The following is a 24,014-nucleotide window of genomic DNA, read 5'->3' on the forward strand; positions in this document are numbered from 1 at the left end:
AACTGACCCTGCTGATCGGGGCCTATGCGCAGGGCTATTATCTCAATGACCGCCTCAGCCTGACCGAACGCGTGCGGCGGGCGGATGAGTACGGCGCGTTTTTTCCGCTGGTGCACCCTTCGCCGCGCAACCGCCTGTGGCTGAGCCGTCACCCTTGGCTCGAAGCCGAGATAGTGCCGCGATTACGCGCGCGTTTGCGGGGTTTGGGCCTATAATCTCCTCCCTGTAACGAAGGCATAGGGAGAGAGATTATTGCCCCTTCAATTCGGTCAAGGCCTGCTGCGTGATGCGCGTCGCGGCCTGAAGCCCCATCGCCACCATGATCAGGGCGACAATGGCGTCGGGTAGCGTGTTCTGTGTGAAGTACACACCGACCGCCGCCGCCAGCACCATCAGATTGCCGATGGCGTCGTTGCGCGTACACAGCCACACCGACATCACGTTGGAGTCGCCTTCGCGGTACTTCCACAACAACAGCGCCGAACCGACATTGGCCGCGACCGCCAGAAGACTGATCAGGCCCATCACCTCAGCGCGCGGCACATCCCCCGTATAGACCTGCCACAAGGTCGTGCCCATGATCCACAAGGCAAACCCGAACATACTGGCCGCCTTGAGCAGCGAGGCTTTGGCGCGAACCTTAACCGCCGCCGTGAGGACAAACAGGCTGAGCGCGATATTGGCCGCATCCCCGGCAAAGTCGAGCGAATCGGCCAGCAGCGCTTTCGACTGACTTTGCAGGCCGGCGCAGATTTCGACGAAGAACATCACGGCATTGATGGCCATCACCCACCACAGGGCGCGGCGATAGGCCGGATCGGTGGCCGGACCTATGTCGTGGCTGTGGCTGTGATGATCGTGCCCGTGATTGTGAGGGCTGTGATCATGATCATCATGATGATAGGAATGCGCGGACATAGGACCTCATTCAGCAGGCAAACAGCTTGCGCCTTTTCATCTGCCGGGTGCAAGCTATTATCCCGTTCAGGGTTGCAGCCCCGTCAGGCCCGGCCTATGTGTAGCTAACTACATTACAGATCACGCGAGGTACTGCCATGTCCAGCCCTAAGCTCATCGCCATTTCCGGTTCGCTGCGCAAAGCGTCCTATACGACGGCCCTGCTGCGCACCCTGGCGGCCAATGCCCCGGCCGGTGTCGAGATTGAAGTCGCCGAAGTGGCCGATATTCCCGTCTACAATCAGGACCTGGATGTCGAGCCCTATCCGGAAGGCGTGGCGCGTCTGCGCGCTCAGGTTCTGGCGGCGGACGGCGTGCTGATTGGCAGCCCGGAATATAACTACGCCATGCCGGGGTCGATCAAGAACCTGCTCGACTGGCTGTCGCGTCCCTATGGCAAGGCCGCGCTGGCGGGCAAACCCGCCCTGATTATCACCACCTCACCGGCTTCGACCGGCGGCGTGCGGGCGCAATCGCAGATCCGCGGCACTCTGGCGGCCATTGGCGCGCATCCGCTGGGCGGCGCTGAGGTGGTCGTGCCCTTTATCGACAAAAAGACCACCGACGGTGTGTTTACGGATGAAGGCACGCTGAGCTTTATCGAAGCGCAGGTCAAACGACTGGTCGATGAGATCGAGGTGCGTAAGAAGTAAGTATTTTAGCCACGAAAAGCACGAAAAGGCTGTCCCGCTGATATTGCCCGAAGGGCTTTTACCGTCTGTGCGGCAAGCCCAAGTGAGGGGCTTGGCGCTCCGAAGGGCTTTGAACCACAGATTACACAGATTTCACAGATTGGCGCTGCGCGCCGCTGCGTGACGCAGACACGGATAATTTGTGAAATCTGTGTAATCTGTGGTTTCTATAATCTGACGTGGCTTAACGCTGTATTTGATACGTCAGGCGCAGACCCGTGCCACAAACCCCCGTTCGTGCTTTTTGTGTTTTTCGTGGCCAATTCTTTCAAACCAGCCGCACCGACTTTGCGCCGGATTCGTTCAGCAGCAGGAACAGGTCAATGACCGCCTTGGGCGGGGCCGAGCCGAAGTCGATGCGGAACTGCCCGTCTTCGAAGCGGAAACTGTGCAGCACATTGGCCAGTGCCTCGCGGTGTTCGTCCTCGCCTTCGCGCGGCGTGGTCCAGTCTTCGAACCACACCTGCAAATCGGCCTTTGACGGCAGGGCCACGTCGCTCAACACCACCACATCGTCCCAACGCAGGCGTTCAATGACAATGTCCATGCCGGTAATCGTCACGGTGATCGGCTTGAAGCTCAGCATCCGTGACGGCTCAAAGCGCACGACGCGCGGGTCAGAGTCGGTGATCAGATAATCGGCCACCAGAAGGCCGTCGAACAGGGCCGCGTCTTCGGCCTCCAGCAGCACTTCGGGCTCACCGGCATTGCCCGCCATGCGGTGATTTTCGATAAATGAGCGATATTGCTCAAGGTAATGGGTGCGCGCCTGCTGGAGAAAATTCACCAGAGGCCGCAGGCCGTGCTGGGTGTAGCGTTCAGAAGCGGTATCGGTCATGTCTGCCGTGATAGCGGTTTCAGGCGACGGACGCCAGACCTACCTGCCCTGTCTACCGCGTCGATTTATCGAGCGCTTCACCTACCGACTCGATGTCGCGGCCGACGCCCTTGATGGTGTTACAGGCCGACAGCACCGGCAAAATGGCGATCAGCGACAGAATGACAAGACGCTTCATGGCAACGAATCCTTCTCAAAAACAGGACAGATGCGAGACGGTTAATCCGAAGCTGCGCCGCTGGCAATGAAGGAGTCATGCCGGAAGATAAGGGCAAAATAAAGAAGCCATCAATGACTGTGGAACAGGCTCAGCTTTTCCGGCGCCTTGCGCTCCCACAGATACTCATGCAGCGGGAAGACAAGGGTCTGCACCACCGGCTCCAGCAGGCCGATGCCCAGCGCAATGGCCCAGTTGCCGGTCAGCACAAAGGCGACGGTCGAAGCGACCAGAACGTGAATGGTCCCGTAGGACAGGGTTTTGGCAATCAGACGCATGACGGGTCTCCTGCGGAGCGATCTCCGGTGTGCCCTGAGAATAGGCGCGGAGGGCGTAAGAGGGAAATTGATCCTCTTTGAGTTTTAAGTAAGTTAAATCTATACCTCCCCGCTGGCGGGGGACCGCGAAGCGAACGGGGGTGGGGTGGACTTTCCGCCCGCTCACATCAAACCCAAGACTCAAACGGCGGCTTGCCTTAAGGCGAAGCATAGGCCTAAACAGCCTTATGACCGCCTCCCCTTCCATCGCCGTGATTGGCGCCGGCCCCGCCGGGCTGATGCTGGCCGAACGCCTCAGCGCCGCGGGCCTGCGGGTTGATATCTATGACCGTATGCCCTCGGTGGCGCGCAAGTTTCTGATGGCCGGGCGCGGCGGGCTGAACCTCACCCATTCCGAGCCTCTGGCGGCCTTTATTGGGCGCTATGGGGCGCAGGCGGCGACGCTCAGACCCGCCATCGAGGCCTTTCCACCCAAAGCCTTGCGCGACTGGGCCGACGGGCTTTCGGCCGACACCTTCGTCGGGACCAGCGGGCGGGTCTTCCCGAAGGCGTTGAAGGCCTCGCCCCTGTTGCGCCAGTGGCTGGCGCGACTGGAAGCCCCAAGTTCTGGCATGGGGGTCCGCTTTCATCTGCGCCATACGTGGACCGGCTGGGACGGATCGGCACTGATGTTCGATCATCTGGGCCAAAGCGTGCGCGTCGAAGCCGATGTGACCGTGCTGGCGCTGGGCGGGGCCAGTTGGCCGCGACTGGGCTCAGACGGCGGCTGGACCCGCTTGCTGAGCGAAAAAGGCGTGCCCGTCGCGCCGTTGCGCCCGGCCAATATGGGCTTTCGCGTCGGCTGGAGCGCCCTGCTCCGCGACAAATTCGCCGGGGAGCCGTTGAAAAACGTCGCCCTGACCTTTGATGGCCGCACGCGCAAGGGCGAGTTGATGCTGACCCGCGACGGGGTCGAAGGCGGGCTGGTCTACGCCTTTGCCGCCGCCCTGCGCGACGCGGTCGAACGCAAGGGCGCGGCGGTGGCGTCGTTAGACCTCAAGCCCGAATGGTCGGAGGCGCAAATCCAGAACCGCCTATCGCGCGGGGCCAAAAACGACAGCCTGAGCAATCGCTTACGCAAGACCCTGAACCTGACCCCGGCGCAGATTGCCGTGCTGCGCGAAGGCGATCAGGCGGTTACCCCGGCCCTGATCCCAAGTCTTATCAAAGCCGTGCCGCTGACTCTGACCGGGGCGCAGGGGCTGGAGCGCGCCATATCGAGCGCCGGGGGTATCCGCTTCGACGCACTGACGGCAGATTACGAACTGAAGGCCCTGCCCGGTGTCTATGCCATCGGCGAAATGCTCGACTGGGAGGCCCCAACCGGCGGCTACCTGCTTCAGGCCTGTTTCAGTCAGGCGGTGTGGACGGCTGAGGCGATCTTGCGTAAGTAAAACGTCATGCAACGCGTCCTGTTCCTTTGTACGGCGAATAAACTGCGCAGCCCTACGGCTGAGCAGGTGTTTTCACAGTACCCTAATCTCGAAGTGTCATCAGCGGGACTTGGCAATGACGCCGCTGAGCCATTGACGCCTGAGCATCTCGAAAGTGTGGACACCATCTTCGTTATGGAAAAAGCGCATCGTAACAAGTTGAGCCAAAAGTTCAAAAAGCACATTGGCAACGCCAGGGTCATTTGCCTCAACATTCCGGATGAGTACGCCTATATGGACCCGGAGCTTATCACCTTGCTCAAGACCCGCGTGGGTCCGCACCTGCGCTAAAACTCCGGCTTGAATATCCCCGGCTCATAGCCGAAATCGCGCGTGGCCGCCGTGTGATCAAAAATCAGATCGGTATTCATGCGCAAGGCCATATGCACATTGCCTTTCAGCGCCGAACCGGGCCGCAGTAGACCCAAGACCCCGAACCCCAGCCGCCACGCCCCTTCCGGCAGGCTGAGGATACGCGCCGGTTTACCCTTAGACGCAAATATCCGCGCCACCATCTCGCGATAGCTGAGCGTCTCCCCGCCCGACAGGTCATAGGCACGATTGGCCGTGGCCCCGGTCGCAAGCACCTCCACAGCGGCTTTGGCCAGATCACGGGCATGGACCGGCTGCCGCAGGCCTGACGCAGGCCCGCACACCGGAAACACGCCCAGCCGGTCGATGGTGGCGGCGATGCGGCTTATGTTCTGATCGCGGCCTTCATCATAGATCAGGGTGGGCCGCAGGATCGTCCAGTCCACGTCGTGCGTGGCGCAAAAGGCTTCGATGCGCGCCTCGGCCTCGCTCAGGAGTTCGACGACGCGGCGTTCTTCCGGCTGCGGCGAATAGGTCTTAGAAAAGCGCGAAGTCGAGGAAAAGGCGACGACGCGCTTCATGCCCTGCGCCCACAAGACCTCCAGCACGGCCTCGGTGATCAGCCAGAGAGGCGAGGTCACAATGACATGCGCAAAGCCTTCGCCCTCAAAGGCCTGGGGGTGCATCAGATCGAGGCACAGGTCATTGGCCTGTTTTGGCTTGCGCGTGGTGAATGCGGCCTGCGGCACGATGTCGCGCAGCCTTTGCCCCACAAGGCTTGTCGAACCGATGACTAATATCTTGCTCATACGGCTTCCTATCATACCTCCCCGCTGGCGGGGAGGGGGACCATGAGGGGAGCGAACGGTGGTGGGGTGGCATATTCAGGCACCTTTATCCACCCCACCCGTCATCGCTTCGCGATGCCACCCTCCCCGCCAGCGGGGAGGTATGAGATTTGTTAGACTTGCCTCCTTTCCCTCATCGGCCTATGTCTCGCAGCCGTATTCCCAAAAAGAGTCCCGGTCATGAGCGCCTACAAATCCCTGCGAGATTTCATAGCCAAGCTCGAGCGCGAAGGCGAGCTGGTGCGGGTCACGGAGCCCGTCTCCACCCACCTCGAAATGACCGAGATCCAGACCCGTCTGCTGGCCGAAAAAGGCCCGGCGGTCCTGTTCGAAAACGTCATCATGCCCGATGGCTCAAAGTCCGACATGCCGGTGCTGGTCAACCTGTTCGGCACGGTCAAGCGCGTCGCCATGGGCGTCACACTCGAAGGCAAGGACCGCACCAATCCGCAGGACCTGCGCGAAGTGGGTGAGCTTCTGGCCTTCCTGCGGCAACCCGAACCGCCGCGCGGCTTCAAGGACGCCCTCAGCATGCTGCCGCTGGCCAAGACGGTGATGGGGATGCGTCCCAAGACCGTCTCGAAGGCCCCCGTACAGGAGGTGGTGCAGACGGGTGATCAGATCGACCTGACGCGTCTGCCGGTGCAGGGCTGCTGGCCCGGTGAGCCGGCGCCGCTGATCACCTGGGGCCTTGTGGTCACCAAGGGGCCGTCGGAAGCGCGCGAAGACGATTTCAACCTCGGCATCTATCGCATGCAGGTGCTGGGCAAGGACCGTGCCATCATGCGCTGGCTGGCCCACCGCGGCGGGGCGCAGCACCACGCCCGCTGGAAGAAGGCCAAAAAGAAAGAGCCCCTGCCCGCCTGCGTGGTGCTGGGGGCCGATCCGGGCACCATGCGCGTCGCCGTGACGCCGGTGCCGGATACGCGCAGCGAGTATCAGTTCGCGGGGCTCTTGCGAGGGGCCAAGGCCGAGCTGGTGCCGGCCAAGACCGTGCCGTTGATGGTGCCTGCCGAAGCCGAAATCGTCCTCGAAGGTCATGTGCTGCTCGATGACTATGCCGACGAAGGCCCCTATGGCGACCACACCGGCTATTACAATTCGGTCGAAAAATTCCCGGTGTTTCAGGTGTCGGCCATCACGCGGCGCAAGCAGCCCATCTATCTCTCGACCTTCACCGGCCGCCCGCCCGATGAGCCGTCTGTGCTGGGTGAAGCGCTAAATGAGGTGTTTATCCCGCTGATCCGTCAGCAGTTTCCGGAGATTGTCGATTTCTGGCTGCCGCCCGAAGGGTGTTCGTACCGCATCGCCGTCATTTCGATGAAGAAGGCCTATCCGGGCCACGCCAAGCGCGTGATGATGGGCGCGTGGTCGTATCTGCGGCAGTTCATGTACACCAAATGGCTGATCGTCGTGGATGATGACATCAACTGCCGCGACTGGAAGGACGTGATGTGGGCGATTTCGACGCGCATGGACCCGGCGCGCGATATTACGGTGATTGAAAACACGCCGATCGACTATCTCGACTTCGCCTCACCGGAAAGCGGTCTGGGGTCGAAGATCGGTCTCGACGCCACCAATAAGTGGGAGCCGGAAACCCACCGCGAATGGGGCGAAAAACTGTATATGGAACAGGACGTCATCGACCGCGTCAGCGAAAAATGGGCAGCCATGGGCCTGCCGGGGACGGGTAAGCCGATCTGGAAATAGGAGGGGTTATGCGGGGGGTATGGCTGCTTCTGTTCAGCATCACGGCGGTGATCGGCAACGGTATTTTTGCCTTTACCGATCTCGCCTGGCGGCTCTCAAGGTCTCCTACGGAAAGCTATCCGGAGATACTTTATGCGGCGTATTTCTTTCCGACCTCTGTGCTGCTTCTGATCGACTCTGTACTTCTGCTGTGGGCGAAAAAGCCGTCGCCCCAGAACGAGCTTTGGCTTGCTGCGGATGCAAAACTGGCCGGTTTGGGCCTGCTGAGCCTGTTGTTTGTACTGCCGTTCAATGGAAAATGGTCGTTCGTGCAATCAGTTGGACAAGTCGTTATCGACTGTTATGTGTTTGTCGCCTACCCGCTTTATCTCTATTTGACTGCACGCGGGATCAGGCAGATTTGGCGTTTTCAGGTGTCAAATTAGCGACCTGCATCGCCTCATCGTCATTGACTGGTTAGGCCTGTCGATCTGGAAACGCCTCTCCTACCTGTGCCGGAAGCATGGGTTGGATAGAGTGCGCAATAATCTCTGAAAAGGCTTATCTGACGTCCTGTGCGGATGTCGGTAGCTCTATTTGGATACTGACTTTCGCCAGCACAAAGAAAGCGATGATAAAAACTATCACCGCCAAAATCAGAAAAAGCCAACTTCTGTTTTTCTTCTGCATCCCGACCCCCTGCTGAACGGGTCTTGTATATCTCAGCCTCGGGCAGATTCAATATCTGGATGGATCGCGGATAAACCTCTCTCCTCCCTGTCGCGTCAGCGATGGGGAGGTGGATCCGAGTGAAACGAGGAGACGGAGGGGGATTGCGCCGTTGGTCGTCACATGTACGGCACTTTGGAGGTACGCACAACAAAGGCAGCAGCCAGCCCGTCTTCCGAGTCTCCCCCCTCCGTTCGCGATCATCCGCACCAGCGGCCCGGTCCCCACGGCAAGGCCGCAGGGAGGAGAGTTAGCCTGACTTCTTATACGGCGTACCGTCGGGCCATTTGCCTATGCGGGCGGCGCGTTGTTCGCGCATCTGCGCCTGTTTGTCGGCCCAGCCCTTTGACCACTCGCTGTGCGGATTGGCGGCGGGCGTTACCCCCTCCACCCCTTCGGGGTCCCCCTCCCCCGCTATCGCAGAGGAGGATGTTATGCCTTTCTCCTCCCCTGTAAGCCCGTCAGGGCGCAACGGGGGAGGTGGATCGGCGCGGGAGCGGCGAGACGGAGGGGGCGCTTCAGTCGGCACCATTTCCTTGACGGGCTTCGGTTTTGCCTTCAGCAGCGGCGTGTAAAGCGCGCGCAACATCCGCTCGACGGCCATGATGGCGCGGGCGGTGCGGCCGATCTCTATGGCCGTGGTCGGGCGCGGTGCGGTTTCGAGCGCGGTCAGAATCTGATCCGCGAGACGCATCAGGCGGTCATAGGCCGCTGTGGGGTCAGCGGTGTGAGCGGCGGGGATGTGGGGGGCAATCTGTGTCATGGGCTCAGCATGACAGAGGTTTCTGCGGCGGGGACAGATGCCTCGAAAATGCGATTAAGCGGTTGAAATTGTGTATGTCTGAGCGGGGATAGATTTTTTCGCCACGGATAGACACGGATGGCGGGCTTCGCCCGCCTGACACAGATGGTCCGCGCACCGACCCTCTCAAATGCACCATTAGATCGGATGACTTTTAATGGACTCTCCGTTCAAGCACCTCCCCTGATTTCAGGGGAGGTGGATTTGACGCCGCTCAGGCGTCAAAGACGGTGGGGTTAATACCACCGCATTAACCCCACCCGGCGCTGCGCGCCACCCTCCCCTGAAATCAGGGGAGGCGCTGTAGCGCTATGCCGTTTCCACCTAAAATCATTTCACCTACATCCGTGCAGGCCGCGCATAAGCGCGGCCATCCGTGTCTATCCGTGGCTAACTCAAACCCTGTTTCCCTAATGCGCAAAATCGCGTTAGATGCGCGCTAAAAGGTCAAGGGAGTCGTCATGTCCATTCTGAACCGCCGCGCGCTGATGTCGGGGCTGACCGCCGCCGGAGCCGCGCTCACCCTTCCTGCGCTGGCTCGAACAACCCCGCACTGGACGCCCTCATGGTACGCTGCACCGGAACCCTCCGGCAACAAGGCGCAGGCGCAGGACCTCACCCTGCGTCAGATCGTGCGCCTCAGCGCGGGTGGCAATGCTGTGCGTATCCGCCTGTCCAATGCCTATGGCGACACGCCGCTGCGCATCGACGCGTTGCGCGTCGCGCACCGCCTGTCCGGCGCGCGTATCGACCACCAAAGCGACCGCGCCGCGACCTTCGACGGCCAGACCGCTGTGATGATCCCGCCGGGGGCCTATGTCCTCAGCGACCCGATGACCCTGACGGTGGCGGCCCACAGCGACCTCGCCGTCAGCCTGTACGTCAAAGGCCCCGCCCCCCTGACCACCCTGCACGAAATCCAGCGCAGCGCCCTTTACGTCGCCAACGGGCAGCAAACGGCGGCCGCCGAACTGCCCACCGCCAAGACCGATATTGGCATCGGCAATGCCTTCCCGTGGGTGTCAGGCGTCGAGGTCGCCACCCCCAACACGCAGGCACTGGTGGCCTTTGGCGACTCGATCACCGACGGCTATGGTATCACGCCGGATCAGGGCAGGACCTGGCCGGACGTGCTGAGCCAGCGCCTCAGCGCCGCCCGCATCCCTCTGAGCGTTGTCAATGCCGGCATCAGCGGCAACCGGCTTCTCAATCACGGCACCTGGGCGCGGTTCGGTAGCGGCGCTCTGGCGCGCTTTGACCGCGACGTGCTGGCGCAGCCCAATGTCGCCGCTGTGGCGCTGCTGATCGGCATTAACGACCTCGGCCACGCGGGCGGCCCGGACAGTGCCGGTTACGCTCCGCTGGACGACCTGAAGATGGGTCTGAGCCAGATCGCTGCGCGCGCGCAGGCGCACGGCATCCGCACCTATGCGGGGACGCTGACGCCGTTCAAGGGCACGGCCTTCAAGGACTATTACAGCGACGAGAAGGAGACGCGGCGCGTGGCGCTGAATGCGTGGCTGCGCGGCACCGATGTCTTTGATGGCCTGTTTGATTTCGACAAGGCGCTGGAAGACCCGGCGCGTCCCGGTTGGCTTCTGCCGGGGCTGGGCATGGCCGACAACCTGCACCCCAATGACGCCGGGGCGGCGAAGATGGCGCAGTCGATCCCGCTCGATTCTTTCGGATGGGCGCGCAAAGCCTGATTAGGCTGCGGTGACGATTTAAGATTTAATGCGGTTCTTTTCTCCTCCCTACGAAGTGGGGTATAGCGTAGCGAAAGTATAGCTTTCGCAAGCGATGGGCAGCGAGCGAAGCGAAGCTGACGGAGGGGTACACTTACCTGAGAAGATACTCCTCCGCCTCGTAAACTCGGCACCTCCCCATAAAATGGGGAGGAGGAAGATCGAGAAGGTTATTTCGTCACCACGGTGTAAACACCTAACCCGCCTTTTTCAGCCCCTCGCGCCACGACTCCGCGTCCAGATAGGCGTTGATCGCCTCGTTACGCATGGGCTGTGAGAAATAATAGCCCTGAATATAGCGCGCGCCGATCTCTTCCAGACGGCACAGTTCCGCCGCCGTCTCGACGCCCTCGATGACGTGATCGAGCGACAGGTTACCGCACAGGTCGATCAGCGTCTTGACGATCTTTACCGTCGAGTCGTGGCGCAGAAGCTGGGTCACGAAGCTGCGGTCGATCTTGATCTTGTCCACCGGCAGGCGATGGATATAGCCGAAGCTGGAATAGCCTGAGCCAAAGTCATCGAGCGCGATGCGGCTGCCCATGCCTTTCAGCAGGGCCAGCGCCTCCAGCGCCTGATCGAAATCGCTGAGCATGGCGGTTTCGGTGATTTCGAACTCGATGCGCTTCGGATCGACGCCCGACGCCTGCACCGTGTCGCAGATGCGCGCAATGGCCGGCAGCGAGCGCAGGTCGCGCGCCGACAGGTTGAACGACACACGCATATCGTTCGGCCAGTCGCGCACCGCCACCAGCGCCTTGCGCAGCAAAATCAAAGTGATGTCGCTGATCAGGCCCGAGCGTTCGGCGGCGCGGATGAAGATGTCCGGCCGCACCGGCCCCAGCTTTTCCGACTGCCAGCGGGCGAGCGCCTCGAAGCTGACCGTGCGCTGCGCCTTGAGGTCGATCTGCGGCTGGAAGACGATATAGAGTTCACTTTCGAGATCGGACGATCGCAGCGTCTGATCCACGGCGCCGAAATCCTGCATCTCGTTTTCGTGGCGGCGGTCAAAGATAACCGGCGCGCCGCGCAGGTTCTGCTTGGCGTAATAAAGCGCGTAGTCGGCGCGCTCCAGCATCTGCGAAGCGTTCCACTGGGCGTCGGGGTCCGAATGCACGAAGCCGACCGAACCGGAAATATTGGCGCAGACGCCGCCGCCAAGCACATAGGTTTCGCGCAAGGTATCGCAGAGGTCTTCGCCAAAACGGCGCAGATCGTCGTCAGGCATCTGCCCGTTGAGAATAAGGGAAAACTCATCGCCGCCCAGCCGCGCTACGACACCGCGCGACCCCACAACGGCGCGCAAACGCTTGCCGACCTCGATCAGCAGGGCATCGCCAACGCTGTGCCCATAGAGGTCATTGACCGGTTTGAAGCCGTCGAGATCAATCAGTCCCAGATCAAAGGCGTGCCCGTTTTTGGCCCCCACCAGCGCCACATCCAGCTCGGTGAAAAAGCTGCGGCGGTTGGGCAGACCGGTCAGGGCGTCGTAATGGGCCAGAATCTGCGCCTCGTGCCGGTGCTTTTCCGCCACCAGCCGCGCATGAACGGCGCGAAAAATCGTGCTGCGCATAATGCCGGCCATGCCCAGCGCCGTGACAATACCGCCGATACCGACCCAGATGTGCTGCTTGAGCACCGGGAAACCGGCGTGATGGGCCATGACAAACATGGTGCCAGTAGCCAGAAACGACGTCGGCACCACAACCCGCAGCGACACCGCCGAGGTGGCGAAGACCAGGGTCATCAGCACAAAATAGATCAGCTTGGCCGGTACAAAGTGCAGGTACTGAGACACCACCACATTGGTGTACATCAAAAGACTGACGATCAAAGTGACGATTTCCAGCCGTTGCACGCTTTCGGTCCAGCGCGTCCAGCGGAAAAAGGACAGGCAGGTCACAGCCGTCAGCCCCCCCAGACCGGCCATGATCGGCAGGTCCATCCCTTTTTCATAGAAAAAGTGAGAGATAAAAATGACGATATAATAGCTGCCGACCACCCCGCACAGACCACGCACGACCGGGCGCAACGCAATCGCGCGCTGACGCCTCAACTCCGCCGTATCGACTTCGCTCTGTCTGTGACTCGCCTTCAGACGGCGCAACAGCCGGTAAGCATACCGACGCAAGTCTCCGGTGCGTTCGGCCAGTGACAGCATAAGACCCCTGCAGGATGACGCGCAGTCAACAGAGCCTGCGCCACAGAGGTCACAACCTAGAGGAATGCCCTAAAGATTATACTAATCTGTAGGAAATAATCCTGTAAAACAAGGTTATAATATGCTTTGCGGGGAATCGTTCCAATTGAGACTTGCGCCCCGCCCCCCGGCGCGCCTAAGAAAGACCTTATGCTGCACACGCAAACAGACACCCCCGCCCGCACCGATTCTACGGCGTTGCTTGCGCACGTCATCGGTCTGGCACGGGCGCAAGGCGCAGATGCCGCCGAAGCCGTCTATTCTCAAAGCCGCTCACTCAGCGTCGGCGTGCGCAAGGGGGCGGTGGAAACCGTCGAAAGCGATGAGGCCACCGATCTGGGGCTGCGCGTGTTTGTCGGTCGGAAACAGGCCGTCGTCTCCGTCTCCGAATTTTCCGAGCGCACGCTGGCGCGGCTGGTCGAACGCTGCGTCGCCATGGCGCGGCTGGCCCCGGATGACGCCTATGCCGGTCTGGCCGATCCGGCGCTACTGTGGCGCGGCGACGGTGTTGATCTGGATATTTTCGACCCCACCGAACTGAGCGCCGACGCTTTGCGCGAACGGGCACTGGCCTGTGAGGCCGCGGGCCTGATCGACCCGCGCCTGCAAAGCGATGCGGCCAGCGCGGGCCAGAGCTTCACCCGCTGGCAGCTTCTCACCTCGGACGGCTTTGAAGGCCACCACCGCACCAGCCTGTCGTTTCAGTCGGCGCGCCTGATCGCCACGGACGAAACCGGCGGCATGGAGCGCGATGGCGAAGGCCGCTCGACCCGCTACCTGTCCGATTTGCCCACCCCCGAAGCCACCGGTGCCCTCGCCGCCGAACGCGCCTTGAAAGCCTTGGGCGCGCGCAAGATCGACAGCCGCACGGCCCCGGTCCTGTTCGAACCGCGCACGGCCAAGTCGCTGATCGGCCTGTTTCTGGGGGCCATTTCCGGTCCGTCCGTGGCGCGCGGCTCCAGCTATCTGAAAGACAAGCTGGGCCAGCGCCTGTTCGCACCCGGTGTGCACATCATCGACGATCCGTTGCGCCCGCGTGGTCTGAGCTCGTGCCTCTATGACGACGAAGGCGTGGCCGTGCGGGAACGTCACCTGATCGAAGACGGCGTCCTGACCACCTGGCTGCTCAACAGCGCCGCCGGGCGGCAACTGGGCATGGCTTCGACCGGCCACGCCTCGCGTTCTCTGGCGCATCCGGCAGGGGTTTCGGCGCACAATGTGACGCTCAGCCCCGGTACGCGCTCGCCCGCCGACCTGATGAAAGCGGCCGGTTCGGGGGTGCTGATCACCTCGATGTTCGGCCCCAGCGTCAATTCGGACACCGGCGACTGGTCCGCCGGGGCATCAGGCTTTGTGTTTGAAAACGGCGAACTGACCCACCCGGTCAATGAAATCACCGTCGCCGGCAATCTGATCGACATTTTCGCGCGCCTTGAGCCCGCCTCAGACCTTGAGATCAAGGGGACGCTCGATACCCCCTCGATTCTGGTCGATAGCCTGAGCATCGGGGGCAAATGATGAGCCGGGCCGCGCCGACGCTTCAGGACGAGCTTGATCTGCTGATCGACCGGGCGCGGCGCGCCGGGGCGCTGGCCCAGCACCTCAAGGCGCAGGGGCTGAATATCTCTTATAAATCCGACGGCTCCATCGTCACCAATGCCGATCTGGAGGTCGATCTGTGGCTGAAGGAGGCGCTTTTGGACGCGCGCCCCGGCTATGGCTGGCAGAGCGAGGAATCGCCCGACACGCCCGCGCGCCTGACGCAGTCACACCTGTTCGTGCTCGACCCCATCGACGGCACGATGGGCTTCACCAAAGGCTCCCCCTACTGGACCATCGCCCTGTGTCTGGTGCAGGCGCGACAGCCCGTCGCCGCCGTGGTCTATGCGCCCGACGCTCAGGAAATGTACAGCGCCGGCAAGGGGTTGGGCGCGTTTTTGAACGGTGAGCCCATCCGCGCTTCCGCCACCACCGACCTCAGCGTGGCGCAGGGTATCGGCGATGCCCGCCTGTTCGGCCGCGACATCTGGCCGGAGCCGTGGCCGAAGATGAGCATAACCTCTCGCCCCTCGGTCGCCTATCGGATGGTGTGCGTGGCGGCGGGCCGTGCCGATTTCACAATGGCCCTGACGCCCAAGCGCGACTGGGATGTGGCGGCGGCCACCCTGATCTGCCATGAGGCCGGGGCCATCGTCTCCGACCATCTGGGGCAGGCCTATGACTTCAATGCGCCCGACAGCCTCAAGGCCTCGCTGATCTGCGCCAATGCCGGTCTTTACCCCGAAATCCGGCGCCGTTGCGCCGCCCTTCCCTCCCTCGAAACCCTCTGAGAGTTTGACCATGAGCGACAAACAACTGCTTCACATCGTTATCGGCGGCGAACTGCAAGCCCCCGGCGGCACAGACTTCAAAGACCTCAAGGCGGTCGAATTTGTCGGCGCCTATGCCAGCTACGAAGAAGCCAAAACCGCCTGGCGCGCCAAGGCGCAATCGACGGTCGATAACGCCCTGATGCGCTATTTCGTCATCCACGCCCATCGCCTGCTGAACCCGGCCAACGATTAATTCTTCACCTCCACATCGAAAGCGATGTGGAGGTGGTTTGACCTCAGTTCTTCGTCGGAGTCACCGCCGTGCCGCGCGGCAGCGGCTCCGGGCGTGAGCTATTGTCCTTCCACATCAGCGTGTTGAGACAGTCGGCGTCGCCCAGCACCAAAAGCGCCGATTGCTGACACTTGGCCTGCGCCTCGGTGACGCAATAGGCCTTGCCGTTGGCGTCCTTGGTAAAGACCAGATCGCGCGCCTTGCACGCCTTGGGCGACGGCAGGGTGGCCTGCGGGCTGCCCGCCATGGGTTCGGGCGTCGAAGCACAGCCCGTCAGGGCCAAAGCCGTCAACGTCATAGCGATGAATTTCAGCGACATGGCCATACCCCGTTTCGATGAACCTAAGCCGAAAACGTGCGCGAAAAAGGGCGAAGGCGCAACCACCACCTACTCCCGGCGGAAAATCTTTTCGGTCAGAAGCGTGCCCCACCACGCCGCTTTGAAGTCCGACTTGATCTTCACCGGATCATACAGGTCCGACTGCGTCCATTCGACAAACGACATCCCACGCGGTTCGCCCTCGGCAAAATAGCAGTCGAAAATATAGTCGAGCACGCCCGTCTTGCCCGCCTTCATATGCAGGGTGCGCAGGCCCAGTTCGGAAACCGCCTCGCGCAGGGGGTGTTTGAGGTGCAGGTGACGGTACAGGACGCTCATGATCCCGGCGCGGTCCGCCCCGGATTTACAGTGCATCAGGGCCGGATACTGGATGCTGTCAAACAGCTTTTCAGCCTCAAGGATCGCTTCGGCGGAGGGCACATCGCGCGAAGTGACGATGAAATCGACCAGATCGAGCCCTAATGTTTGACAGGCATGTCGTTCCAGCGCGAAAAACGCCCCCTGCCCGCCGCGCAGATTGATCACCGTGCGGATGCCGTCGTGCTTTTTGAACCAGGCGAGCTGAAACGGCCACGGCTGGTTGGTGCGCACCATCTTATCGTCGATCCAGTGAGCATTGGTGAAGCCCAGCCGCAGATAGGCGTGGTCGTTCCACAGAAAGGCCAGATAGGTCCTGAACAGGCCCCATTGCGTTGAGGTGTCGAAAACCTTGGGCGTTTTACGTTTCTTGAACAGCTTCACGGGGTACCAGACTGAAAAGAAAGCCCTTTCCTATACACCCCCGGCGTGCCGGGGGTGGTGGCACGCCACAGGCGTGACGGAGAGGACGCGCCCGTCATCCGCCTGCCGTGCAGACTGAAACAGAGGCTTACCCCCACCACCGCATCTCACCGGCCTGCGGCCGTTTCGTGCGGTCCCCCTCCCCGGCACGCCGGGGAGGTATAAGACAGGACAGGTCCGCTTCCTTTATACAGAAGACGACGGGTTGAGCGCGCCATATACAGATTTCCACGCCGGAAGACAAACTATTGGCTTTGCCCGTCAGGGGCATATCCCTATATAGTTTGAGGTTCAGAGAGTTACACGTTTTCATGACCCCCATTGCCGCCGATACCCCTGCCCTGCCGGAGACCGGCTCGCGCGCCGTCATGGCGCGGGTGTGGCGCGATTATCTGCAAAAATACAAAGGCTTTCTGGGGCTGGCGCTCGTTTGCGCCGTGATGGTCGCCGTCTCGACTTCGTTTGTCATCTGGTGCCTGAAACCCGGCATCGAACTGTTGTTCGGCGAAAGCGATTCGGCAGCGGCCTCCGAAGTCCCGGCCTTTGTCGCCGCCCACCCGCTGATCTGGGTGCCGGCAGTGATGATCGCCGCGACGCTGGTGCGGCTGGTGTCGCAACTGGGCTTAGCCACCTCGGTCAACCGCGTCGGGCATCAGCTTGTGGGGCGCATCCAGTCGCAACTGTTCGGCAATATGGTCCATGCCGACCTCGGCCACCTCAACAAGGCGCATTCGGGCAGCTACCTGTCCTCGGTGCTGTTTGACGCCGGGCTGATGCGCGAAGCCACCACCAATGGCGTCGTCAACTATGTGCAGCACGGCGGCATCGTCATCGGCTCTCTGGGCTTTATGGCCTTTATCGACTGGCGCATGACGCTGGGCGTGCTGATCGCCGGACCGGTCATCGCCGCCGTTCTGGGGCAGTATAACCGCCGCACCAAAAAAGCCGCGCAGGGGGCGATGGACGAGACCTCGTCCCTATCGACCGCCATCATGGAAAGCCTCGATGGCGTCAAGATCGTCAAGATCAACAACCGCGAAGCCTATGAGCAAGGCCGCGTCGATGCCGTTATCGCGCGCCGTCAGAAGCACATCATCAAGGGCGCCAATGCCCGCGCCGCCGCCGCCCCGGTGACCGAGGCCCTGACCACCATCGTGCTGGCGCTCGTTGTCGTCTATGCCGGCTGGCGCGCCCAGTCGGGTGCCATGACGCTGGGCGGCTTTACGGCCTATATCTCCTATCTGGGCGCGGCCGGGCAGTCCCTGCGGCAACTGGCCAATCTGCAAACCGTGATGGCCGAAGGCTTTACCGCCGCCCGCCGCCTGTTTGCCGCGCTGGACGTCGCGCCGGAAATCGCCGATGCGCCGGGCGCGCAAGCGCTGAAACCCTTTGACCGCGTGACCTTTGACAATGTGGCCTTCGCCTATGGCGACAAGCCGGTGCTGGACGGGGTGAGTTTCGAGGCCCGCGCGGGTCAGTCGGTGGCGCTGGTCGGGCCGTCGGGATCGGGCAAATCGACCCTATTGAACCTCATTCCGCGCTTCTACGATTATACGGGCGGCGAAATCCGTTTCGGCGACACGCCGCAGCGCGCCGTGACGCTCAAATCCCTGCGTGCGCACATCGCGCTGGTGTCGCAGGACCCGTTTTTGTTTGACGATACCATCCGCGCCAATATCGCCTATGGCCGCCCCGACGCCACCGAGGCGGAAATCGTACAGGCGGCGCGCGATGCCGCGGCGCTGGAATTTATCGACGACCTGCCCGATGGTCTTGATACCCGCGTCGGCGAAGGCGGCTCGCGCCTGTCCGGTGGGCAGAAGCAGCGCATCGCCATTGCGCGTGCCTTCCTGAAAGACGCGCCCCTGCTACTGCTCGATGAAGCGACCTCCGCACTCGACACCCAGTCCGAGGTCAAGGTACAGCAGGCGCTGGAGCGGCTGATGGCCGGGCGAACCACCCTGATGATCGCCCACCGCCTTTCGACCGTGCGCCACGCCGACCTGATCCTTGTCCTGCGCGACGGGCGCATCTCTGAGCGCGGCACGCACGACGACCTGCTGGCGCGCGGCGGCCTCTATGCCGAGCTTTACCGCACGCAGTTCGAGCGGGTGCCAGAGACGGTTGACGCAGAGGTCCGCGCATGAAGTCCCTGCTCGAATCCGATGGTTTTCAGGCCTTTATGGCGCGGTTGATCGTCGGCTATCTGAAATTCTGCTACCGCACGACGCGCTGGACCCATCAGGGCCGTGAAGCCGCCGAAGCCGTGTGGGCTCAGGGCGGCCCGGCGCTTTTGCTGCTGTGGCATCAGCGCGTGCACTATGCCCCCGCCTGCTGGCCGCTCGACCGCGCGCAGAAGATGGCCATACTGGTCTCTTTGTCAAAAAGTGGTGAGTTTTCAGTCCGTACCAACACCCTCTTCGGCTATCACATTATCCGCGGGTCGGCCGCCAAAAAGACCGACCCGACCAAGCAGAAGGGCGGCGCGCAGGCCTTCCGCGACATGCTGCGCTGGATACGCGGCGGCAATGCCGTAGCCCTGACGCCCGACGGCCCGCGCGGGCCGGCGCGCGACATGACCGAGGGGTCGCTGAAACTGTCGCAGATGTCCGGCGCGCCCATCATCCTGATCGGGCAGTCCTCATCGCGCTATCTGTCGCTAAAGAGCTGGGACCGTCAGCGCATTCCCCTGCCCTTCGCCGTGGGGGCCATGCTGTGGGAGGTGCACCCGCCCATCGCACCCGACGCCGACGAAGCCCAGCTTGAGGCGCGCCGGGTCGAGCTGGGCGAACGTCTGAGCGCCCTGACTGACCGCGCCGACACCCTGACCGGTGCCGCTTCGGGGGCCGCATGACCCTGATGCTCCGCCTCTACGCCGCCGCCATGCAGGCCTTTCACGCCATCGCGCCCAACCTGTTGTGGCACCGCGCGGCGCGCAATAAGGAAGACCCGGCGCGCCTCAATGAGCGGCTGGGCATCGCCGGAAAGCCGCGCCCGGACGGGCCGCTGATCTGGCTGCACGGCGTCAGCGTCGGTGAAAGCCTGTCGGCCCTGCCGGTCATCCATCAACTGTTGAACGACCACCCGGACCTGCACATTCTTATTACCACCGCCACCACCACCTCGGCGGAAATCCTGTCGCAGCGCCTGCCGGAACGCGCCGCGCATCAGTATGCGCCGCTCGATACGCCGCAGGCGGTGACGAAGTTCCTCGACCACTGGCACCCCGATCTGGCCATCTTTATCGAAAGCGACCTGTGGCCGAACCTGCTGAAAGGGCTCGATCAACGCGGCATCACCCGCCTGCTGATCAGCGCGCGCATCACCGCCAAAACGCATCAGGGCTGGCAGAATATCCGCCGCTCGATGCAGAGCCTGCTGAAAGGCTTTGCCCTGATCCTGCCGCAGGACAGCGGCTCTGATCAACGGTTGAAGGATATGGTCGGGACCGAGGCGGAGCAGATGGGGCCGCTGGCTAATCTGAAAACCATCGGCGCCCCCCTGCCCGATGACGCCCAAAAGCGCGAGGCGCTGGAGGCCCTGTTTGCCGGGCGCACGGTCATCCTGGCCGCCAGCACTCACCCCACCGAAGAGGCCTATATCGCCACAGCGCTGGAAGACATTCTGCGCCAGACGGGGGCGCTGCTGGTCATCGTGCCGCGCCACCCGGTGCGCGCCGAAGCCATCCGCCTCGATCTGGAAGCCCTCGGTTTTCGCGTCACCCAAAGATCAAAATTGGGATCAAAACTGGACAGCCCGACCGCAGAGACGCATATTTATCTGGCCGACACGCTCGGCGAACTGGGCGTGTTTTTCCGGCTGGCGGACATGGTCATCATGGCAGGAAGCTTCTCCGAAAAGATCGGCGGCCACAATCCGCTGGAGGCCGCGCGGCTGGGTAAGGCCGTGATCACCGGCCCGGACCTGTATAACTGGGACGCCGTCTATCAGCAGATGTTCGACGCCGGCGCGGCCTTCCGCGTCACGGGGCGGCAGGAGCTGGGCTTTCTGGCGCAGGGGCTGATCGACAATCCGGCGGCCCTGCTCGACGCGCACCGCATCGCTCAGGCGCTGGCGCAGCGTGAGGCCGGGACGCTCGACACCGTCATGGCGCACCTCAAACCCTTCCTGCCCGGCGAGGCCCCCACCCCGGACGACGAGAGTCATGAGGCGGTGGATGCCGCTTAAAGCCCGACGTCTTAAAACCCCCGACTGGTGGTACAAGCGCGAGGCGAAGGGCGCGCCGCTCACCCGCTACGCTTTGGCCCCTTTGGCGTGGATCTGGGAGGCGGTGACGATCACGCGCTTCCTGACCGCCAAACCCTATCGCTCGCCCGTCTGCGTCATCTCGGTCGGCAATGCGACGCTGGGCGGGTCGGGCAAGACGCCAATAGAGCGCGAACTGCTGCGCCGCCTGAAAAAGCTGGGTCATAGGGCCAGCGGCCTGTCGCGCGGCTATGGCGGGTCGCTGAGTGGCCCGGTCAGGGTCGATCCGGCACTCCACAGCGCCGCCGAGGTGGGCGACGAAGCCCTGATGCTGGCGCGCGACTACGATATGGTGATTGCGCGCGACCGCGCCGAAGGCCTGCGCCTGATCGAAGGCGAAGGCTTTGAGATCGCCATTGCCGACGACGCACATCAGAATGTGAAGATCGCCAAGGATATTCATCTGCTGGTCGTCGATGGCGACACCACGAATGACGGCTGGCCGTTTGGTGACGGGTCTGTGTTCCCGATGGGTCCGATGCGGGAACCTCTGGCCATCGCGATCAAACGCGCCGACATCGTGGTGCTGTGGTTACCCGATGAGAAATCCATCGTCGATCAGAAGCTCTTACGCCTGTTTGGCGACCTGCCGGTCTTTGTGGCGCGCCTGATCCCAATGCCTGCGGGTGACCCGGGCAAGGTGGTGGCCTTTGCCGGCATCGCCAAGCCGTGGAAGTTCCGCGCCACGCTGGAAGGGCTGGGCTATGCGGTGGCCGATTTCCACGCCTATGCCGACCACGAACCGCTGAGCGACGCCGACCTGACGGCGCTGGAAACACAGGCGCAGGCGCGCGGGGCGACCCTGATCACCACAGAAAAGGACTGGGTGAAGCTCAGCCCGGCGTGGCGCGAAAAGATCGCCTTCCTGCCGATTACGGCGCGCTTTGACGATCAGGCGGGCTTCATGCGCGCTCTTACCGCGCGGATGCCGGGGACACAGATCGGCGAAAATTAATGACAAATCGTTCACTTGGGCCGCGTGCCGCTCTGTGAGAAAGAGGTTTCAAAGGTGAGATAGATCATTCGTCGGCTCGGTTGAGCCTCCGGATGATTTGTTTTTTGCAACGCCTCATGTTTTTCCGAAAAGTGGTACCCACTTTTCGGCATGAGGCTCTACCCTCTTTCCGACAGGATGTTCATGCGCTTCCCCAAGGCCCTGATGTGCGCCACCGCCCTTGTGTGCGGTCTGCCGGTCATTGCACAGGCTCAGACCGCCGACGCCCCCGCCTCGCGGCAGGTCATCCCCTATGATCAGGCCTTTTTCAGCGCCTTTCAGGTGCAGTCGGCACTGGACATGGTCAATCGCGTGCCGGGCTTTACGCTGAAAAACGTCGATCAGGTGCGCGGCTTTGCGGCGGCGGCGGGCAATGTGCTGATCGACGGTCAGCGCCCGACCAGCAAGAGCGACAGCCTGAACGACATCCTCAACCGCATCCCGGCGGGCACGGTGGAACGCATCGACCTGATCATCGGCGGGGCCGAAGGCATCGACATGCAGGGTCAGACCCAGGTGGTCAACATCATCCGCAAGGCCTCGGCAAAGCCGACCCTGACCGTCATCGCCAACGCCCGTTTCCTGAGCAATGGCTGGGTCAAGCCGACGGGCCGCATCACCTATAGCCGCAATGCCGGGGACAAGACGCTGGAGCTGTCGGCCACTGTGTTCAACAGTTTTGACGAAGAGGCCAGCCCCGGTGATAAGACTGTCTATCCGGCCAACGGCAGCCCCCCTCGTCGCACCCAAATCCTCAGCGAAGCCGGCGGCAAGGGCGTCGAACTGAACGCCATCGCCTCGCATCCGTTGTGGGGCGGCAAGCTGACCGTCAATGGCAAGTGGACGCCCGACACCTACACCGGCAATTACCGTTTCATCACCGACACGACGGCGGTAGAAAATCTCGACTATAGCGAAGACCTGCGCGAAGGGGGTTTTCAGTACGTCCGCCCGCTGGGCAAGGCCTTCACGCTGAAACTCAACGGTCTGGCCAAATATACGCACGAAGAGGGCGACGACCTCTATATCAGCCCTTCGGAAGAGACGCGCTTTCGCGAGGACTCGGTCGAGACGGAAAACATCGTCTCCGGGCAACTGATCTGGACGCGCAGCGAGCGGCTGACCTATGAGGTCGGGCTTGAAAAGGCCTATAATTCGCGCGACAGCGACACCGGCCTGACGGTCAATGGCGCGGCGGTGGACCTGCCCGCCTCGCGCGTCAAGGTCGAGGAAGACCGCACCGAAGCCTCGTTTCTGGCCACCTGGCGCGCCACACCGGCGCTCAGCGTTGAAACGGGCCTGAAATACGAATGGTCCACCCTGTCGCAGACCAGCGAACGCCCGGACGAAAAGCGCTTTGGCTACGCCAAGCCCAAGGTGCAGGTGACGTGGTCACCCAAGGGGCCGTGGCAATATCTGCTGCGCGTTGAGCGCGTGCTGGGTCAGCTCGATTTCGACGATTTCGTCTCCTCGATCGACCTGATGGACTCCACCGTCAAGGCGGGCAATGTCAGCCTTGAGCCCGACAAGCGCTGGGAGACGGAGCTGAACGCCAGCTACCGCTTTGGGGACAAGGGCGCGCTGGTGCTGAAATTCATCCATAAGGACGTGTCGGACGTCATCGACCGCGTGCCCATCGTCGCCGCCGACGGCAGCGTCTTCGACGCCAAGGGCAATATTGGCGACGGCACGGCCGAAGAGATCGGGGCCACCCTGACCCTGCCGATGGACCGTTTTCGTATCCCCGGCGGCCTGCTGAAATTCAACGGCAGCGTCTTCCTGTCGGAAGTCACCGACCCGGTGACCAAGGAAAAGCGCCGCCTGTCGCGTCAGACCGAAACCGATTGGCTGCTGGAGTTTTCGCAGGACCTGCCGGTGCGCCGCACCCAATGGGGCTTTTCGGTGTGGAACGGCTATGACGAAAAGGTCTATCGCGCCTCGGAAATCTCCTACGCGCGCGGCAGCGCCAAGCTGAACCTGTTTGCCGAATATAAGCCCACCCCGAAGCTGTTATGGCGCGTTGAGCTGAACAACCTGCCGGGCCGCGTCTATGACTACGACCGCGTGCGCTATGACGGCGACCGCGCCACGGGCACGGTGCGGGCGCTGGAACTGACGCGCAACCGCTCAAAGCCGTGGCTGTTTATCCGCGTGCGCAAGGAGTTGTAGGTTCTGATCGCTGACTCCTGAATGGCGAGATTTGAGTCGAGACGCAGGAGGCTAGCGCCGCCGGTACATTACATACCGG

Annotated in this window: 24 protein-coding genes; 15 read left to right on the plus strand and 9 right to left on the minus strand. The window is 62.2% G+C overall.

Features of this window, described 5'->3' with window-relative positions:
* A partial coding sequence (locus tag Q0072_RS03510) for a uracil-DNA glycosylase family protein (protein WP_366941775.1) occupies window positions 1-215 on the plus strand: 215 nt, incomplete at its 5' end.
* 34 nt (window positions 216-249) lie between these two features.
* Here Q0072_RS03510 and Q0072_RS03515 read toward each other — a convergent pair.
* Window positions 250-918, minus strand: coding sequence for a cation transporter (locus Q0072_RS03515; protein ID WP_298325801.1), 669 nt, complete (start codon window positions 916-918; stop codon window positions 250-252).
* 137 nt (window positions 919-1,055) lie between these two features.
* On the opposite strand from Q0072_RS03515, the gene Q0072_RS03520 reads away from it, so the two are divergent.
* A complete protein-coding gene (locus Q0072_RS03520) occupies window positions 1,056-1,610 on the plus strand; it encodes an NADPH-dependent FMN reductase (protein ID WP_298325803.1) in 555 nt (184 codons plus the stop codon).
* A 307-nt stretch (window positions 1,611-1,917) separates the two neighbouring features.
* Here Q0072_RS03520 and Q0072_RS03525 read toward each other — a convergent pair whose 3' ends face one another.
* The 3 genes from Q0072_RS03525 to Q0072_RS03535 form a co-directional block, all read right to left on the minus strand.
* Entirely contained in the window at window positions 1,918-2,487 is a 570-nt protein-coding gene (locus Q0072_RS03525; RefSeq protein WP_298325805.1) for a hypothetical protein, read from the minus strand.
* Window positions 2,488-2,539: 52 nt separating this feature from the next.
* The gene (locus Q0072_RS03530; RefSeq protein ID WP_013480655.1) at window positions 2,540-2,665 is read right to left on the minus strand and encodes an entericidin A/B family lipoprotein; all 126 of its coding nucleotides are present in this window, start codon (window positions 2,663-2,665) and stop codon (window positions 2,540-2,542) included.
* Between the two features lie 110 nt (window positions 2,666-2,775).
* Window positions 2,776-2,982, minus strand: a complete 207-nt coding sequence (locus tag Q0072_RS03535; protein ID WP_126423380.1) for a DUF2061 domain-containing protein — start codon at window positions 2,980-2,982, stop codon at window positions 2,776-2,778.
* 227 nt (window positions 2,983-3,209) lie between these two features.
* Here Q0072_RS03535 and Q0072_RS03540 point away from each other — a divergent pair, with 227 nt between their 5' ends.
* Window positions 3,210-4,415 (plus strand): TIGR03862 family flavoprotein, encoded by a 1,206-nt coding sequence (locus Q0072_RS03540; RefSeq protein ID WP_298325810.1) that lies wholly within the window; start codon window positions 3,210-3,212, stop codon window positions 4,413-4,415.
* Window positions 4,416-4,421: 6 nt separating this feature from the next.
* Entirely contained in the window at window positions 4,422-4,745 is a 324-nt protein-coding gene (locus Q0072_RS03545) for a low molecular weight protein tyrosine phosphatase family protein (protein WP_298325813.1), read from the plus strand.
* Here Q0072_RS03545 and Q0072_RS03550 read toward each other — a convergent pair.
* Entirely contained in the window at window positions 4,742-5,575 is an 834-nt protein-coding gene (locus Q0072_RS03550) for an NAD(P)-dependent oxidoreductase (RefSeq protein WP_298325816.1), read from the minus strand. The genes Q0072_RS03545 and Q0072_RS03550 overlap by 4 nt on opposite strands.
* Window positions 5,576-5,794: 219 nt before the next feature.
* Here Q0072_RS03550 and Q0072_RS03555 point away from each other — a divergent pair, with 219 nt between their 5' ends.
* The gene (locus Q0072_RS03555) at window positions 5,795-7,327 is read left to right on the plus strand and encodes a UbiD family decarboxylase (protein ID WP_298325819.1); all 1,533 of its coding nucleotides are present in this window, start codon (window positions 5,795-5,797) and stop codon (window positions 7,325-7,327) included.
* 8 nt (window positions 7,328-7,335) lie between these two features.
* Window positions 7,336-7,752, plus strand: a complete 417-nt coding sequence (locus tag Q0072_RS03560; RefSeq protein ID WP_298325822.1) for a hypothetical protein — start codon at window positions 7,336-7,338, stop codon at window positions 7,750-7,752.
* A 533-nt stretch (window positions 7,753-8,285) separates the two neighbouring features.
* Here the strand turns inward: Q0072_RS03560 and Q0072_RS03565 are convergent.
* Window positions 8,286-8,798, minus strand: coding sequence for a hypothetical protein (locus tag Q0072_RS03565; protein WP_298325824.1), 513 nt, complete (start codon window positions 8,796-8,798; stop codon window positions 8,286-8,288).
* A gap of 500 nt (window positions 8,799-9,298) precedes the next feature.
* Here Q0072_RS03565 and Q0072_RS03570 point away from each other — a divergent pair, with 500 nt between their 5' ends.
* Window positions 9,299-10,543, plus strand: coding sequence for an SGNH/GDSL hydrolase family protein (locus tag Q0072_RS03570; RefSeq protein ID WP_298325827.1), 1,245 nt, complete (start codon window positions 9,299-9,301; stop codon window positions 10,541-10,543).
* 235 nt (window positions 10,544-10,778) lie between these two features.
* On the opposite strand, the gene Q0072_RS03575 is transcribed toward Q0072_RS03570, so the two are convergent.
* Window positions 10,779-12,743 (minus strand): EAL domain-containing protein, encoded by a 1,965-nt coding sequence (locus Q0072_RS03575; protein WP_298325833.1) that lies wholly within the window; start codon window positions 12,741-12,743, stop codon window positions 10,779-10,781.
* Window positions 12,744-12,932: 189 nt separating this feature from the next.
* On the opposite strand from Q0072_RS03575, the gene Q0072_RS03580 reads away from it, so the two are divergent.
* From Q0072_RS03580 to Q0072_RS03590, 3 genes are read left to right on the plus strand one after another with little or no spacing between them, the layout of a single operon-like run.
* Window positions 12,933-14,300, plus strand: coding sequence for a TldD/PmbA family protein (locus Q0072_RS03580; RefSeq protein WP_298325835.1), 1,368 nt, complete (start codon window positions 12,933-12,935; stop codon window positions 14,298-14,300).
* Entirely contained in the window at window positions 14,300-15,112 is an 813-nt protein-coding gene (locus tag Q0072_RS03585) for a 3'(2'),5'-bisphosphate nucleotidase CysQ (RefSeq protein ID WP_298325837.1), read from the plus strand. Before Q0072_RS03580 ends, Q0072_RS03585 begins: the two co-directional genes overlap by 1 nt.
* A 10-nt stretch (window positions 15,113-15,122) precedes the next feature.
* Entirely contained in the window at window positions 15,123-15,347 is a 225-nt protein-coding gene (locus tag Q0072_RS03590) for a DUF4170 domain-containing protein (protein ID WP_126424107.1), read from the plus strand.
* 43 nt (window positions 15,348-15,390) lie between these two features.
* Here Q0072_RS03590 and Q0072_RS03595 read toward each other — a convergent pair whose 3' ends face one another.
* Together Q0072_RS03595 and Q0072_RS03600 are read right to left on the minus strand one after the other, a co-directional pair.
* Window positions 15,391-15,705: a hypothetical protein gene (locus Q0072_RS03595; RefSeq protein ID WP_298325842.1), complete on the minus strand. Its 315-nt coding sequence runs from the start codon at window positions 15,703-15,705 to the stop codon at window positions 15,391-15,393.
* A gap of 69 nt (window positions 15,706-15,774) precedes the next feature.
* Window positions 15,775-16,467, minus strand: coding sequence for a protein tyrosine phosphatase (locus tag Q0072_RS03600; protein ID WP_298325845.1), 693 nt, complete (start codon window positions 16,465-16,467; stop codon window positions 15,775-15,777).
* Window positions 16,468-16,817: 350 nt separating this feature from the next.
* On the opposite strand from Q0072_RS03600, the gene Q0072_RS03605 reads away from it, so the two are divergent.
* The 5 genes from Q0072_RS03605 to Q0072_RS03625 all read left to right on the plus strand — a co-directional run bounded on the left by Q0072_RS03605 (window position 16,818) and on the right by Q0072_RS03625 (window position 23,935).
* Window positions 16,818-18,653, plus strand: a complete 1,836-nt coding sequence (locus Q0072_RS03605; protein WP_298325848.1) for an ABC transporter ATP-binding protein — start codon at window positions 16,818-16,820, stop codon at window positions 18,651-18,653.
* The gene (locus tag Q0072_RS03610) at window positions 18,650-19,360 is read left to right on the plus strand and encodes a lysophospholipid acyltransferase family protein (protein WP_298325851.1); all 711 of its coding nucleotides are present in this window, start codon (window positions 18,650-18,652) and stop codon (window positions 19,358-19,360) included. Before Q0072_RS03605 ends, Q0072_RS03610 begins: the two co-directional genes overlap by 4 nt.
* Window positions 19,357-20,694 carry a 3-deoxy-D-manno-octulosonic acid transferase gene (locus Q0072_RS03615; RefSeq protein ID WP_298325854.1) on the plus strand — a complete coding sequence of 446 codons (1,338 nt, stop codon included), beginning with the start codon at window positions 19,357-19,359 and terminating at the stop codon, window positions 20,692-20,694. The genes Q0072_RS03610 and Q0072_RS03615 overlap by 4 nt, the downstream gene beginning before the upstream one ends.
* Complete coding sequence (lpxK, locus tag Q0072_RS03620) at window positions 20,684-21,727, plus strand: tetraacyldisaccharide 4'-kinase (RefSeq protein WP_298325857.1); 1,044 nt, start codon at window positions 20,684-20,686, stop codon at window positions 21,725-21,727. Before Q0072_RS03615 ends, lpxK begins: the two co-directional genes overlap by 11 nt.
* A gap of 183 nt (window positions 21,728-21,910) precedes the next feature.
* The gene (locus Q0072_RS03625; protein ID WP_298325860.1) at window positions 21,911-23,935 is read left to right on the plus strand and encodes a TonB-dependent siderophore receptor; all 2,025 of its coding nucleotides are present in this window, start codon (window positions 21,911-21,913) and stop codon (window positions 23,933-23,935) included.
* Window positions 23,936-24,014: the final 79 nt, after the last annotated feature.

Origin of the sequence: Asticcacaulis sp., assembly GCF_027484505.1 — a bacterium.
GTDB lineage: Bacteria > Pseudomonadota > Alphaproteobacteria > Caulobacterales > Caulobacteraceae > Asticcacaulis.